This window comes from Brevundimonas sp. M1A4_2e, assembly GCF_053345555.1.
The window spans coordinates 140,214-153,932 of the sequence record NZ_JBKFAI010000005.1 but is presented as its reverse complement, the minus strand read 5'-3'; the positions used below and the strand labels follow the sequence as shown (position 1 = coordinate 153,932).

15 protein-coding genes are annotated in these 13,719 nt (G+C 67.9%); 9 read left to right on the top strand and 6 right to left on the bottom strand.

Features of this window, described 5'->3' with window-relative positions:
* Positions 1-55: 55 nt before the first annotated feature.
* Positions 56-1,732 carry a sensor histidine kinase gene (locus ACLBV5_RS12260; protein WP_244093312.1) on the bottom strand — a complete coding sequence of 559 codons (1,677 nt, stop codon included), beginning with the start codon at positions 1,730-1,732 and terminating at the stop codon, positions 56-58.
* A gap of 85 nt (positions 1,733-1,817) precedes the next feature.
* Positions 1,818-2,477 carry a thiamine phosphate synthase gene (gene thiE / locus ACLBV5_RS12255; RefSeq protein ID WP_447605841.1) on the bottom strand — a complete coding sequence of 220 codons (660 nt, stop codon included), beginning with the start codon at positions 2,475-2,477 and terminating at the stop codon, positions 1,818-1,820.
* Between the two features lie 117 nt (positions 2,478-2,594).
* On the opposite strand from thiE, the gene ACLBV5_RS12250 reads away from it, so the two are divergent.
* The 6 genes from ACLBV5_RS12250 to ACLBV5_RS12225 all read left to right on the top strand — a co-directional run bounded on the left by ACLBV5_RS12250 (position 2,595) and on the right by ACLBV5_RS12225 (position 6,929).
* Positions 2,595-2,780 carry a (2Fe-2S)-binding protein gene (locus ACLBV5_RS12250; protein WP_025978200.1) on the top strand — a complete coding sequence of 62 codons (186 nt, stop codon included), beginning with the start codon at positions 2,595-2,597 and terminating at the stop codon, positions 2,778-2,780.
* 160 nt (positions 2,781-2,940) lie between these two features.
* Positions 2,941-3,441, top strand: coding sequence for a bacterioferritin (gene bfr / locus ACLBV5_RS12245; protein WP_025978199.1), 501 nt, complete (start codon positions 2,941-2,943; stop codon positions 3,439-3,441).
* Between the two features lie 72 nt (positions 3,442-3,513).
* The gene (locus ACLBV5_RS12240; protein ID WP_447605840.1) at positions 3,514-4,050 is read left to right on the top strand and encodes a tryptophan-rich sensory protein; all 537 of its coding nucleotides are present in this window, start codon (positions 3,514-3,516) and stop codon (positions 4,048-4,050) included.
* A 128-nt stretch (positions 4,051-4,178) separates the two neighbouring features.
* Complete coding sequence (gene efp, locus ACLBV5_RS12235; protein ID WP_025978197.1) at positions 4,179-4,745, top strand: elongation factor P; 567 nt, start codon at positions 4,179-4,181, stop codon at positions 4,743-4,745.
* Between the two features lie 131 nt (positions 4,746-4,876).
* Positions 4,877-5,683 (top strand): inositol monophosphatase family protein, encoded by an 807-nt coding sequence (locus tag ACLBV5_RS12230; protein ID WP_025978196.1) that lies wholly within the window; start codon positions 4,877-4,879, stop codon positions 5,681-5,683.
* Between the two features lie 205 nt (positions 5,684-5,888).
* Complete coding sequence (locus ACLBV5_RS12225; RefSeq protein WP_447605839.1) at positions 5,889-6,929, top strand: glycerophosphodiester phosphodiesterase; 1,041 nt, start codon at positions 5,889-5,891, stop codon at positions 6,927-6,929.
* 134 nt (positions 6,930-7,063) lie between these two features.
* Here ACLBV5_RS12225 and ACLBV5_RS12220 read toward each other — a convergent pair whose 3' ends face one another.
* Complete coding sequence (locus tag ACLBV5_RS12220; RefSeq protein ID WP_447605838.1) at positions 7,064-8,908, bottom strand: ABC transporter transmembrane domain-containing protein; 1,845 nt, start codon at positions 8,906-8,908, stop codon at positions 7,064-7,066.
* A 132-nt stretch (positions 8,909-9,040) separates the two neighbouring features.
* Here ACLBV5_RS12220 and rpmE point away from each other — a divergent pair, with 132 nt between their 5' ends.
* Together rpmE and ACLBV5_RS12210 are read left to right on the top strand one after the other, a co-directional pair.
* Positions 9,041-9,265: a 50S ribosomal protein L31 gene (rpmE, locus tag ACLBV5_RS12215; protein ID WP_025978193.1), complete on the top strand. Its 225-nt coding sequence runs from the start codon at positions 9,041-9,043 to the stop codon at positions 9,263-9,265.
* 153 nt (positions 9,266-9,418) lie between these two features.
* A complete protein-coding gene (locus tag ACLBV5_RS12210) occupies positions 9,419-10,975 on the top strand; it encodes a L,D-transpeptidase family protein (RefSeq protein ID WP_025978192.1) in 1,557 nt (518 codons plus the stop codon).
* 12 nt (positions 10,976-10,987) lie between these two features.
* Here the strand turns inward: ACLBV5_RS12210 and rcdA are convergent, their stop codons facing one another.
* Positions 10,988-11,521, bottom strand: coding sequence for a protease adaptor protein RcdA (rcdA, locus tag ACLBV5_RS12205; RefSeq protein ID WP_051582127.1), 534 nt, complete (start codon positions 11,519-11,521; stop codon positions 10,988-10,990).
* Positions 11,522-11,599: 78 nt separating this feature from the next.
* A complete protein-coding gene (locus tag ACLBV5_RS12200) occupies positions 11,600-11,803 on the bottom strand; it encodes a DUF1192 domain-containing protein (RefSeq protein WP_447605837.1) in 204 nt (67 codons plus the stop codon).
* Positions 11,804-11,885: 82 nt separating this feature from the next.
* On the opposite strand from ACLBV5_RS12200, the gene ACLBV5_RS12195 reads away from it, so the two are divergent.
* The gene (locus ACLBV5_RS12195) at positions 11,886-12,857 is read left to right on the top strand and encodes an NAD(P)H-quinone oxidoreductase (RefSeq protein WP_447605836.1); all 972 of its coding nucleotides are present in this window, start codon (positions 11,886-11,888) and stop codon (positions 12,855-12,857) included.
* A gap of 60 nt (positions 12,858-12,917) precedes the next feature.
* Here the strand turns inward: ACLBV5_RS12195 and ACLBV5_RS12190 are convergent, their stop codons facing one another.
* Complete coding sequence (locus tag ACLBV5_RS12190; RefSeq protein WP_029972663.1) at positions 12,918-13,562, bottom strand: beta/gamma crystallin-related protein; 645 nt, start codon at positions 13,560-13,562, stop codon at positions 12,918-12,920.
* Positions 13,563-13,719 lie beyond the last annotated feature (157 nt).

Genomic DNA, 13,719 nt, shown 5'->3' with positions numbered 1-13,719 from the left:
TGACATTGGCGGCCCGGGCCGCGCCGGGTCAAGCGGCCATATCAGCGGAGCTGTTTCAGACGCCCGGGATCTCCACCCAGAACGTCGCCCCTTGCCCGACCACGGAATGCACGCCGATATCGCCGCCCTGCAGTTCGACCAGCCGCTTGGCCAGCGTCAGGCCGACGCCGTGCCCTTCGATGCTGGAGCGATCCAGGCCCAGGCGGTTGAACGGCTCGAAAAGCTGAGCCTGCTTGTCTTCCGACAGGCCCGGCCCCCGATCGATCACCTCAATGCGGATGCGGTCGCCGCTCCATGCCGCCCGCAGAACGACCACCCCGCCCGACGCGCCGTATTTCATGGCGTTGCTGGCCAGGTTGCCGACCACCTGCGTCAGTCGCTGGGAGTCGGCCATCGCCACCAGGGCGTCGCCATCGGCGATCACGTCGATCCGCAGGCCTTCCGCCTCTGGCAACAGCGCCATGGACCGGCGCACGTCTTCCAGTACGCCGCTGACCTCGGTCGGCCGCAGGTCGACCTTGACCGCCCCGGCTTCGGCGCGCGCCACATCCAGCAGATCATGCGTCAGCGCCTCGATCTGGCGCGCCGTCTTGACCAGCATCTGCGCCATTTCGACCTGGCTGTCCGTCACCTGGCCCAGATGGCCGCCCGCCCACAGTTCGCCGATGCCGATGACGCCGCCGACGGGGCTCTTGATCTCATGAGCCACATTAGCCAGCAGCCGAGACTTGGCGGCCGATGCCCGTTCGGCGCGCAATCGTCCCTCCTTGGCGCGCTGCATCAACTGGTCGCGCTCCTCGAGCAGGGCGGCGACCACGAGGATCGGCATATAGCCCAGCAGCACCAGAAGCTGCGCCAACAAGGCGCGATCCTCGGCTGCGAACTGATGATAGGGCCCGTGCCCCGCCATCGTGCCGCCGATGGCGACCACCGACACCATTAACAGAGCCCATGCGGCTCCGATGACGCGGAACCTTACCGCTGCGAGCAGGATCAAGGGCAGCAGCAAGAAGCCGAACGGCAGGCTAAGATGGGAAAAGAGCGCATAGCAGGCTCCCCCGAGCAGGGCGCCGAGGCCGAGACCTTCGGCCAGTCGCGCCGGTTGCTTCAACACTTGCCAATGCGCCTTGCGCAGGCTCAGCCCGACGACGCCGATCACGGCGAATCCAAGGGCGTGGCCGCTCCACCAAATGCGGAAGGCGTCGAGGGAATCCTGTCCGCCGACGTTCGCCACAGCCACACAGGCCAGCAACGCCGCCGGAAGAGGGGCGATGGCGCATATGGTCCAAAACCGGGCTAGCCCCTGGACGCTATCGACGTGCAGGCCCGTCACCATTCGGCGCGTCAGCACGACCGCAAGCACGATTTCCAGCACATTGCTCAGGGTGAACAGGGCCGAAAGCCACAAAGGGTTTCCGGCCAGTATCTCGCCCGCGAACACCCCCGCCGCCACAACGGCGCCGAAACCCAAATCGTATTGAAGACCGCGGCCGCTGCGCAGCCAGGCGGCCATCGCCAGCCCGCCTGCGCCCCACAAGCCGGCGATCAGTCCGTTGGTGCGAGCGAAGCTGATCGCCAACACCACCAGGATCGCGACGCCCAGGGCCGTCAGGATGGGCGCCAGCGGCTGGCGGAAGAAATCAGCGTTGGGCGGGACCTGGGTTTCAACCCCGATCGCCCCCTTCGCTGTCGCTTCCAGTGCGACCTCACTCCTGTGGAGCGCGCGGCTCATGCTCATCAATCCGGCCCAGAATTAGAGTCTCGGGACCTGATCTTGATCGATGTTCCTAAACATCCCCTGAAATCGACGCGGGACTTCAGGACGCGGCGCTCAGCACCTCGTTGAAGGCGCGCACGGCCGCTGCGGCGCCATCGGGATGGCGCCACACGCCAGCGCTGACCGCCACGAAGTCCGCGCCCGCCGCCGCCAGCCCGCCGGCGTTCTCGACCGTCACCCCGCCGATGGCGACGCAGGGCGTCTCCATGGTTTCCTGCCAGATAGTCAGGATACCCGGCTCGGCGTGGTGCACGACGTCCTTGGTCTGCGTGGGGTAGAAGGCGCCGAAGGCGACGTAGTCGGCGCCCCCCTCGGCCGCCTCCATCGCCAGGTGGCGGCTGTCATGGCAGGTGACGCCGATCATGGCGTCCTCGCCCATAATCCGGCGCGCGTCGGCAAGCGACGCGTCGTCCTGGCCGACGTGAACGCCGTCGCAGCCCGTGGCGCGGGCCAGATCGGGGCGGTCGTTCAGGATCAGAGCCACGTCGTGCGCCTGGCAGATCGGCCTCAGCCGGGCGACGGCGGCGCGGATCTCATCGTCGGAGGCCTCCCTCAGCCGCAGTTGCACGGCGGCGCAGTCGCCGGCGGACAGGGCGGCCTCCAGCTGGACGGCGAAGGCTTCCAGGTCCGGCAGGGCCGAGGGCGTGATCAGATACAGCCGGCAGGGCGGACGGGCGGGAATTTGCGGTTGACGAGCCATGACACCGCCCTGCCCTCCGACGCCGACGGCGTCAATGTCGCAGAGCGCATGAGAATGATTTGCACCCGCCTTAATAGATGCTATAGCGAGCCATTCTCAAGTTCCGGGTGCCTCGCCTTGTACGTTTGCAACTGTAACGGTCTCCGCCAGCGTGACGTCGCCCTCGCCATCGAGGCGGGCGCTAGCCGCCCGAAGGACATCTTCGCCAGCCACCAGTGCGCGCCGCAATGCGCCAAATGCGTGTGCGAGATGCGCCAGATGATCCAGGAGCAGCAGTCCGCCTTCGCCATGGCGGCGGAATAATCCGTTTTGAAAGCGGATTTCACTCGCATTATCAATGCAGTGATAAAAACTCGCAAATAAGCTGCGACGGCAAAGCCGTGGTATGTAGTCGTCACGGGCGGTCCCGAGGCTCGGTCTTGCGTCAAGACCGACTCGCCGCTGCTTTTAAAGGACGACGACCATGAAGGGCGATCCCGCGATCATCCGCACCCTCAATGCGGTGCTGACCAACGAACTGACGGCGGTGAACCAGTACTTCCTGCACGCCCGCATGTTCGAAAGCTGGGGCCTCAGCCACCTCGGCAACGTCATCTACGAAGAATCGATCGGCGAGATGAAGCACGCCGACATGCTGATCAAACGCATCCTCTTCCTGGACGGCCTGCCGAACCTGCAGGACCTGCACAAGCTGAAGGTCGGCGAAGATCCGATCGAGTGCCTGGGCGCCGACCTGCAACTGGAGATCGACAGCCGCGCGACGACGCGCGACGCCGTCACCCAGTGCGAGCAAGCCCGCGACTACGTCAGCCGCGACCTGCTGATGAAGATCCTGGCCGACACCGAAGAGCACGTGGACTTCCTGGAGAACCAGCACAGCCTGATCCAGCTGATGGGCGCGCAGAACTATCTGCAGTCCGCCATGAAGGAAATCGTCACCGACGGCGCCGCCACCGGCAATTGATCCAAAGGCCGGGCGCGGCTTCAGCGAGCGGGAACGTCCGCCGCGCCCGGTTGTTTTGGCTGCATGAGCAGCATGGATGACGCCCTCGACGCCGCCCGCGATCACGCAGCGGATTTCCTCAATGCTGAAGGCCGCGACTGGCGGCACGTCGCCCTGGGCGCGGCGGTGACCGTCGGCTTCGCCCTGGCGGCTACCGTGGTCGCCACCCGCGCCGTGCCCCCGCAAACTCGTAGCCTGTCCGGCGCCCGAAAGCGCGAAGGCCCGATCACCGAGCGCCCGCGCGGGCCGTTCAGCCTGATCCTGCCCGCCGTCTTTTCGGCCACCACCCTGTCGGCTCTGCGCGTGTGGAACGCGCCGGCGCGGCCCGGCCGCAACGCCGCCATGGGCCTGTGGGCCGTCGCCCAGGCGGTCAACGCCGTCTGGCTGGCCGCCCGCCCGACCGGGCGCTGGACCCAAATTCTGGCCGCCATGTCCTCAGCCGGCCTGGCCGCCGCCTTCGCCCATGAGGCGCGCAAGCTCGACCCCGGCGCAGCCAAGCTGGCGGCGCCGACCGGCATCGGCGTGCGTCTGGCCAATCGGGCTGAGGGCAGCCTGGACGGCCCGACCTGAAACAACGCGCGGCGGCGCCCGCGCCATTGCCCTTTTTCGCCTTATCCTCTAGGGCTCGCGGCGATTTGGCGCGCCACGCTCTGGCGGTCGGCGCCAGCCGCCCCCCAGCAACGAGCCCTACGGTTCTCATGAAAATCAACGCCAACACCATCAAGCCCGGCATGGTCCTGCAACACAACGGCGGCCTGTGGGTCGTCACCAAGGCCAGCCACGTCAAGCCCGGCAAGGGCGGCGCCTTCGCCAACGTCGAGGCCAAGAACCTCGAGACCGGCAACAAGCTCAACGAACGCTTCCGCTCGGAAGACAAGGTCGAGCGCGTCACGCTGGAACAGCGCGACTACTCCTACCTGTTCGACAACGGCGAAACGCTCGTCTTCATGGACGACGAATCCTACGAGCAAATCGAACTGCAAAAGGGCTGGGTCGGCGAAGACCGCATCCCCTACCTGCAGGAAGGCATGAAGGTCGTCATCGAGTCGCACGAAGAGCGTCCGATCGGTCTGGAACTGCCGGAACAGGTCGTTCTGGAAGTCGTCGAGACCGAGCCCACCGTGAAGGGCCAGACCGCCTCGTCGTCCTATAAGCCCGCCAAGGCTTCGAACGGCATCCGCGTCATGATCCCGCCCTTCATGTCGACCGGCGAGAAGATCGTCGTCGACACCTCGACCGGCGAATACGTCCGCCGCGCGGACTAAAAAACACCGCCTTTCCCGGCCAAGGTCGGGCAAGTTAAGACTACAGGGGCGCGGATGGTCCGCGCCCCTTTTGCTTCTCCGTCCATCCGGGCTGCGGCCTTTTGAGGATCGACGGATCAGGAGAACCGCCTATGGCCCTCGCTTCCGCCCTACTCCAGGTCATGATGGACGCCGTCCGCAAGACCGCCCGCCCGATGCTTAGGGATTTTGGCGAGGTGTCCCAGCTGCAGGTGTCCCGCAAGGGCCCCGGCGACTTCGTCACCGCCGCCGACATCAAGGCGGAACAGACCCTGTTCGAACTGCTGCTGAAGGCCCGCCCGGGCTACGGCTTCCTGGGCGAAGAGCGCGGCATGATCGAGGGAACCGACAAGACCCACACCTGGATCGTCGACCCGATCGACGGGACCACCAACTTCATGCACGCCATGCCCCACTTCGCCATCACGGTGGGCCTGGAGCGCAAGCACCCCGACGGCACGGCCGAGATCGTCGCCTGCGTCACCTACAACCCGGTCATGAACGAGATGTTCTGGGCCGAAAAGGGCAAGGGCTGCTACCTGAACGACACGCGCATCCGCACCGCCGGGCGCGCCGACATGGCCGAGTGCCTGATCGCCACCGGCCTGCCGTTCATCGGCAAGACTGGCCACGGCCAGGCCATCAAGGACATCCACGCCGTGGGCCAGCGCGTCGCGGGCATCCGCCGTCTGGGCGCCGCATCGCTGGACTTCGCCTGGGTCGCTGCGGGCCGCTACGACGCCTATTTCGAGCGCAACCTGCAGCCGTGGGACGTGGCGGCGGGCATCTTGCTGGTCACAGAGGCCGGCGGCGTCGTCACCACCATCGACCAGGACGGCGATCCGATGAAGGGCAAGCAGATCGTCGCCGGCAACCCCGACATCCAGGCCAAGCTGCGCAAGATCCTGCGCGAGGCGTAAGGCAAAATTCTCCCTCCCCTTCATGGGGAGGGTGGCTGAGCCCGAAGGGCGAGGCCGGGTGGGGGCGGCGCCGCTAACGTGGCGCCGCCTTTGTCATGCCTGGCTCCGCCCTCCCCACCCGCTCGTCGCTCCGCGACGACCACCCTCCCCATGAAGGGGAGGGAGAGATCACGCGCCTGTCACGTGCTGCCCCTACCCTTCGCGCATGATCGCCGCCATCCTGACCGCCGTCCTCCTGTCGTCGAGCCAACCGGCCATGTCCGCTCCCTCCGCCAAGCCTACCGTCATCGCCCACCGCGGCGCCTCGGGCGAACGGCCGGAGCACACCCGCGCCGCCTATGAGTTGGCGATCGAACAGGGCGCGGACTTCATCGAGCCGGACCTGGTCATGACCCGCGACGGCCACCTGGTCGTCCGCCACGAGAACGAGATCGGCGAGACCACCAACGTCGCCGATCACGAGGAATTCGCCGCTCGCCGCACGACCCGCGACATCGACGGCCGCCCCGTGCCCGGCTGGTTCACCGAAGACTTCACCCTGGCCGAGTTGAAGACCCTGCGCGCGCGCGAGCGTCTGCCCGCCCTGCGCCCTGCCTCGGCCGCCTTCGACGGCCAGGAGCCGATCCTAACCTTCGAGGAAGTGGTCGCCATCGCCCGCGACGCCAGCGCCCGCACCGGCCGCGTCATCGGCGTCGCGCCGGAGCTGAAGCACCCCAGCCATTTCGCCGCCATGTACCTGCCGATGGAGGACGCCTTCGTCGCGGCGCTGGAGCGCCACGGTCTGACCGGCGCTGACGCCCCCATCCTGATCCAGTGCTTTGAGGTCGGGACTCTGGAGCGGCTGGCGGCGCGCATCGACGCGCCGCTGCTGCAATTGATGCAATCGAGCGGCGGCCCCGCCGACCGGCCCGGCGCGACCTATGTTGAAATGGCGACGCCGCAGGGGCTGGCCGAGATCGCCCGCTACGCTGACGCCATCGGGGTGCAGGATCTGATGGTTGTCCCGCGCGACGACAAAGGGCGCGCGCTAGGGTCGTCGTCGCTGACGGCTGACGCCCATGCGGCGGGCTTGAAGGTCGTAGTCTGGACCTTCCGAACCGAGAATCTGTTCCTGCCCGCGCAGTATCGCAGGGGCGCAGCGCCCGCCGACCATGGCGACCTGACGGGCTGGCTGAAGGCGATCTACGCGCTGGGCGTCGACGCTGTATTCAGCGATTTTCCTGCGATTGCCGTAAACGCGCGCTGACGCCTTTCCTCCCCATGCGATGGGGAGGGGGACCGCGAAGCGGTGGAGGGGCCGGGACCGCGGAACCAAGGGGCCCCTCCGTCACGTCGCCTACGGCTCCGCGCCACCTCCCCATTGCATGGGGAGGAGAAGGTTTACGTCCCCTGGAACTGCAGCTTGGCCAGACGCGCATACAGCCCGCCCTTGGCCGCCAGTTCGGCGTGCGTGCCTTGCTCGACCACCTGGCCGCCGTCCATCACCACGATGCGGTCGGCCCGCAGCACGGTCGCCAGGCGGTGGGCGATGACCAGGGTGGTGCGCTCGGACATGGCCTGATCCAGCGCGGCCTGCACCAGACGTTCGTTTTCGGCGTCGAGCGCGCTGGTCGCCTCGTCCAGCAGCAGGATCGGCGCCTCGCGCACCAGGGCGCGCGCGATGGCCAGACGCTGGCGCTGACCGCCCGACAGGCTCTTGCCGCGCTCGCCCAGCGGCGTGTCGAAGCCTTCCGGCAGGGCGTCGATGAAGCCCAGCGCCTGGGCCTCGGCGGCGACGGCGCGGGCCTCCTCCAGCGTAGCGGCCTCGCGGCCGAAGCGAATGTTCTCCAAGGCCGAGCCCGAGAACAGCGGCGCTTCCTGCGACACCCAGGCGAAGCGGTCGCGCACCGCGACCGGATCGGCCGCGCGCACGTCCACCCCGTCGACCGACACGAGACCGGACTGCGGATCATAGAAGCGCAGCAGCAGACGGAAGACCGTGGACTTGCCCGCCCCCGACGGCCCGACCAGGGCCACCGTCTCGCCGGGTCGCACGGTCAGGCTGAAGCCCTTCAGCGCCGGCAGGTCGGGGCGGCCCGGATAGGCGAAGTCCACGGCTGACATCGACACCTCGCCGCGCGGCGGCTGAGGCAGGGCCACAGGGCTGGCGGGCGGTGCAATGGCGGGGGTCGCCCGCATCAGTTCGTCGATCCGCTCCATGGCCCCGGCGGCCTTCTGCACGTCGCCCCAGCTCTCGCCCAAGGCGCCGACAGCGCCCGCCGCGAACACCGACAGCAGCACGAACTGCAGCAAGGCGCCCGGCGTCATGGTCCCGGCGATGACGTCCTGCGCGCCCAGCCACAGCACCAGGGTGACGCCGCCGAACATGACGACGATGATCATGGCGGTCATCACCGCCCGCGCCCGCATCCGCTTCAGGGAGACGCCGAACGCCTCCTCCACCGCTGCGCCGAAGCGGCCGATGGCGCTCTTTTCGCGGCCGAAGGCCTGCACCGTCTCGATGGCGTCGACGCTTTCGCCGGCGAAGCCCACGGCTCCGGCGAAGGTGTCCTGCGACTTCACCGTCAGCTTGCGCACGATCCGCCCGAAGACGAACAGCGGCGCGATCAGCACGGGCACGATCAACAGCACGAACGCCGTCAGTTTGGGGCTGACGAAGAACAACAGGATCACCCCGCCGATCAGGGTCAGGAAGTTGCGCAGCGCATAGCTGATGGAGGTGGTCAGCAGGGTGTCGACCAGCTGGATGTCCGTGGTCAGGCGCGACAGCACCTCGCCCGTGCGCATATGGGCGAAGAAGACCGGGTCCAGCGTCAGGATGCGCTGGAACAACGCCGTGCGCAGGTCGGCGATGATCCGCTCGCCGGTCTTGGTCACGTAGAAATAGCGAAGCGCCGTCGCCAGCCCCAGGATCACGGCGTTGAGGCCCAGGATCAGGAACCACTTGTCGATGTCGGCGCCGCCGTTCTCAAACCCCTGATCGATGGCGCCGCGCGCCGTCGCCGTCAGGGCCAGGGAGGCGATGGTCGAGCCGATCAGCCAGAGCGCGGAAATGCCCGCATCCAGCTTGTGCCGTCCCAGAAAAGGCAGCAGTCGTCCCAGCGGACGGATGTTGCGGCTCTTGGCGCGTTTGCCCCCCGCCTCATCCATCTGTTCGGCCAGAACGGCCCCGGCGCCGGGACGGCCTGTCGGTTGGGCGTGACGTTGCGGTTCTGCGTGGGTCATGGCAGCGCTCTTGCCCCGGATCGCCCCCCGGTGTAAACGCCGCCCCTCGCTCCCGTCGCGCTCCGTGGCGGGATTCTCTAATTACGCGCAGTGACGGTCGGCATCGTCGTCGCGCAGAGACGGACAAGATCGATGAAAGCGGACACGCACCCCGACTACCACTTCATCACTGTTGTGATGACCGACGGCACCTCCTACCAGACCCGTTCGACCTACGGGAAAGAAGGCGCCACGCTGAACCTGGACATCGACCCGACGTCTCACCCGGCCTGGACCGGCGGCAACCAGCACCTGATGGACCGCGGCGGCCGCGTCTCGCGCTTCAACAACAAGTTCGGCGGCTTCATCAAGAAGTAAGCCACGCTTGCTGCGACAAGTTCGCCACAAAAGCGTCGGTCCTCGGGCCGGCGCTTTTTTGTTGCCTGGAACGCCGTTAACATGGGCGCGTTCGATCCCTCGGGGCGTGGGCGTTGGGTCCGGGCCGATATCGGACCACAAGAGTTGCAGACGATGAATCGACGGGAACTGGGCCTTGGCGTCGCTACGACAAGCCTGACGCTGGCGGCCGCAAGCGGCGCGCTGGCCCAGACGCGCACGACCGACCCGCAGGTTTTCATCGCCGGTTTCGACGCCCAGGCCGGACGCCTGCCCGCCGCCCAGCAGGCCGACGTCCGCGCTGTCTACGAGCTGACCCAGGGCAAGCCGATCTGGACCGCCGACCGCCTGCGCGTGCTGCAGGAAGTCGCCGCCGGGGCCGAGCGCCACGGCCTGCCGGCCGGCGACTTCTTCGACTTTGTCGGCCTGGCCGCCGACCGCGAGACCGCCGAAATCCGCACCACCGCCGCCGCCCTGGCCTACGCCCGCGTCCTGGCCGAGGGTCGGGTCCGCCCCGAGACGGTCGAAGAGCTGTGGGAGATGCAGAAGAACAGCGTCGACCTGCCGCGCGGCCTGGTCGACGCCGTCGCCGCCAACAAGCTGAGCCAGTGGTTCGACGCCCTGCCGCCGACGGATTTGGGCTACACCAATCTGTCGGCCGGCTACGCCCGCTATCGCCGCATCGCCCGCCAGGGCGGCTGGCCCGCCTTCCGTATGGGCGGCACGATCGAGCCGGGGACCAGCGACCCGCGCATCCCCGCCCTGGTCGCCCGACTGGCGGCTGAGGGCGACCTGAGCGCCGCCAACGCTGAACGCCTGAAAGGCAATCTGGCCTACGGCCCTGAGTTGCAACAGGCGGTGCGCAGTTTCCAGACCCGCCACGGTCTGGGCGCCGACGGCCGCATCGGCGGCGCCACCCAACGCTCGCTGACCGCGACGGCCGAGGATCGCGCCCGCCAGATCGCCTTGAACCTGGAGCGCCGCCGCTGGCTGAAGCGCGACCTGAATCCTGAGCGGATCGAGGTCAACACCGCCGCCGCCATCATGGTCTACTGGAAGGACGGCAAGCCCGTTCACTCCAACCGCGTCGTCGTCGGCACGGCGGCCAATCAGACCCCCAGCCTTGAAAAGCCCTTCGCCTCGGTCGTGGCCAACCCGCCGTGGACGGTGCCGATGGGCATCGCCCGGCGCGAAATCCTGCCCAAGGGGCCGGGCTACCTCGCCGCCAACGACATGTACGTGAACGCCGACGGCTGGGTGGTGCAGCGCGCCGGTCCGAAGTCGTCGCTGGGCAATGTGAAGTTCGAGCTGCAGGACAGCTACGCCATCTTCCTGCACGACACCCCAGCGCGAGGCGCCTTCAACCTGTCGGTGCGCCAGCGCAGCCACGGCTGCGTGCGGGTGCAGGACGCCATCGGCTTCGCCCGCCTGCTGCTGTCGCCCGATCCCGAGCGTCTGGCCCTGTTCGATGCGGCCCAGGCCAGCGGCGAGACCAAACGGGTGACCACCGGCCGGAACATCGGCGTGCGCCTGCTCTACTGGACCGCCTTCGTCGACGGCCAGGGCCGCGTCGCCTTCCGCGAGGATGTCTACAAGCGCGACGCCAAGCTGGCCGACGCCCTGGGCATCTCTGTGAACCTGCCGCAAGTCGTGGCCGACGCCCCGATCGACCCGGACGAAGTCACGCCTTAAGGCGCCGCCGCCTTATCCAAAGGCGGCGCGCAGCATATCCATCTGGCTCTGCACCGGATTGGCGGAGGTCGTCGCCGGCTCGACATACATCTGTCGATCCAGGTGCAGCACGCGGTCATAGAGCTTCTCGGCCCGCACGGCGTATTCGATCAGGGCGATCGGCAGGTCGCCGCGGCGCGGTTCCGTCTCGATGCGGCGATCCGCCAGCCGGTAGCGGGGATCGCCGGCCGCCTCGGCGCTCATATCCTGTTCGCGCACGGCGCGCTGGACCAGCAGCCATGAGGCGATCTGCATCAGCCGCGTGGTCAGCTTCATGCTCTCGCCCGCATAGGACAGGGCCGCCGCGCGCGACAGCAGGCGCGAATCCTGACGCCCGTCCCCGTCCAGATAGGCGGCGGTCTCCTCGACCAGTTCCATGCCTTCGCGGAAGGTGCGCTCAAACAGTTCGGAGCGCGCGAAATCCAGCACCTCGGCGCCCGACAGGCCTGCCCGGCTCAGATTGGCTTCAATGGCGGTCACAGGCGTCCATCCAAGAATTTCATCCATCCGCTGGCTGCAATCGTCATGCCACGGAAGTCGCCTCTTCGGGAGAGCGCCGTCGAAACCATCCCCAACCGCTGTCGTTCAGCGGAAGTTGAACAGCGCATCGGCGGCGCTGCGTTGCGACGACTTGCCGTCGATGGCGGCCCTGGAGCGCGCGATCTCGGCCTCAAGGGCGGCGATCCGCTCCTGCAGTTCGTCCACGGCGTAGAGGTCCAGGTCTTCGCGGGACAGGGCGGCGATAGCCTCGCCGCGCTGTCGGCGGGGCTCCAGATCTTCGAAACTCAACCTCGCCTCCTTGGCCATTGCGGGCGCCAACCCCTATGTGAACGCCGCATTGAACAGGAATGCAAGCAAGGGAGCCTCCGCCATGCAGGCCATAGAGATCGAGAACGGACGCGGCCCGGCCGACGCCCTGCGCCTGACGACGCGCCCCCTGCCCGTTCCGGCGCCCGGCGAGATCCGCATCCGTGTGCGGGCGGCGGGGGTCAACCGCCCGGACATCGTCCAGCGCGAGGGCCGCTATCCGCCTCCGCCAGGCGCTTCGGACATTCTGGGACTGGAGGTTGCGGGCGAAGTCGAGGCCGTCGGCGAAGGCGTGACCCGCTGGGCGATCGGCGACCGGGTCTGCGCCCTGCTGGGCGGCGGCGGATATGCGCAATACGCCGTGGTCGACGCCCGCCACGCCCTTCCGATTCCCGACGGCCTCGACTTCGTGCAGGCCGCCGCCCTGCCCGAGACCGCCTTCACCGTCTTCGCCAACATCTTCGAGGGCGGCGGGCTGAAGGCGGGCGAGACCCTGCTGCTCCACGGCGCGACCAGCGGCATCGGCGTCATGGCCATCCAGATGGCCAAGGCGGCCGGCGGCCGCGTCATCGCCACCTCGCGGGGCGCGGCCAAGGCCGAGGCCGCCCGCGCCCTGGGCGCCGACGTCAGTCTGGACGCGACGGCGCAGGATCTGGCGGCCGCCATTCAGGACGCGGGCGGCGCTGACGTGGTGCTGGACATGGTCGGGGCCGCCTATGCCGAGCTGAACCTGAACGCCCTGAAGCCCGGCGGGCGCTGGGTGGTGATCGCCGCCCTCACCGGCGCCAAGGCCGAGGTCGATCTGATGCGGATCATGCTGAAGCGGATCGTACTGACCGGCTCGACCCTGCGCAGCCGCCCCGCCGATGAAAAGGCCCGACTGGCCGCCGCCGTCGAGGCGACTGTCTGGCCGTGGGTCGCATCCGGCGCCGTCAAGGCGCAGGTCGAGGCGACCTTCCCCCTGGCCGAGGCCGCCGCCGCCCACGCTCACCTGGAAGCGGGCGCCCACGTCGGCAAGGTCGTGCTGCTGCCCTGATCAACGAAAAGGGCGGGAAGCCGAAGCCTCCCGCCCTAATCGTCAAACCGTCGCCACGGCTTACCAGCGGCCGCCGCTGCGGGCCGGACGCAGGGACGAGATCTTGTCGTTCAGGCCCGTATTGCGCAGGTCGCGGAGATCGCCGCGCACGACCTCGCAGCGCCCGCGATAATTGGCGTCTTCACAGACTTCCCAGCTTCCACGCGACAGGCGGATCGAGCTGATCGCGTCGTTCATGCCCAGGTTGCGCAGGTTCGGAACTTCGTCGCGGAAGCTCATCGACTGGCCGCGATAATTGGCGTCGCGATAGACGGTGATCGAGGATTGGTTCCAGCCGCCGCCCTGACCGGGGCGATTGTCATCCCAGCCGCCGCCGGGACGGTTCGGCCGATTGGGACGGCCGGGGCGGTTGTCTTCATAGTCGCCGCGATGGTTGTAGCAAACCAGCAGGCCGTTATCGTTGCCGATGTCGCTGCTGGAGCACCGCGCCAACTCGATCGAGGTCTCGCGCACATTGCCGTTGCGGTCGCGACAGTCCGCGTACAGCCGGCCCTGATTCACATAGGAGCCGGTGCAGCTCTGCGCATAGGAGCCGCGCGGCGCGCCACGGGCCTGAACCTGCGCTTCAGCCGTCCCGACGTTGACGACGGAGAAGCCGCCCGCCGCCATGACTAAACCTGCCGCTGCAACCACGAACTTCTTCATGACACGGTCTCCTTAGAGGTTCTCTTCCGGCGCATAACGCGCCCTGGGTCCGAATGTTCATCATCACAGATGAACCTTTGCTGTATGGCGACGACAGACGACGTTTTCATTTGCCGCGAAATCCCCTATATGTGGGCTATCGCGCCCGGCCGAAAAG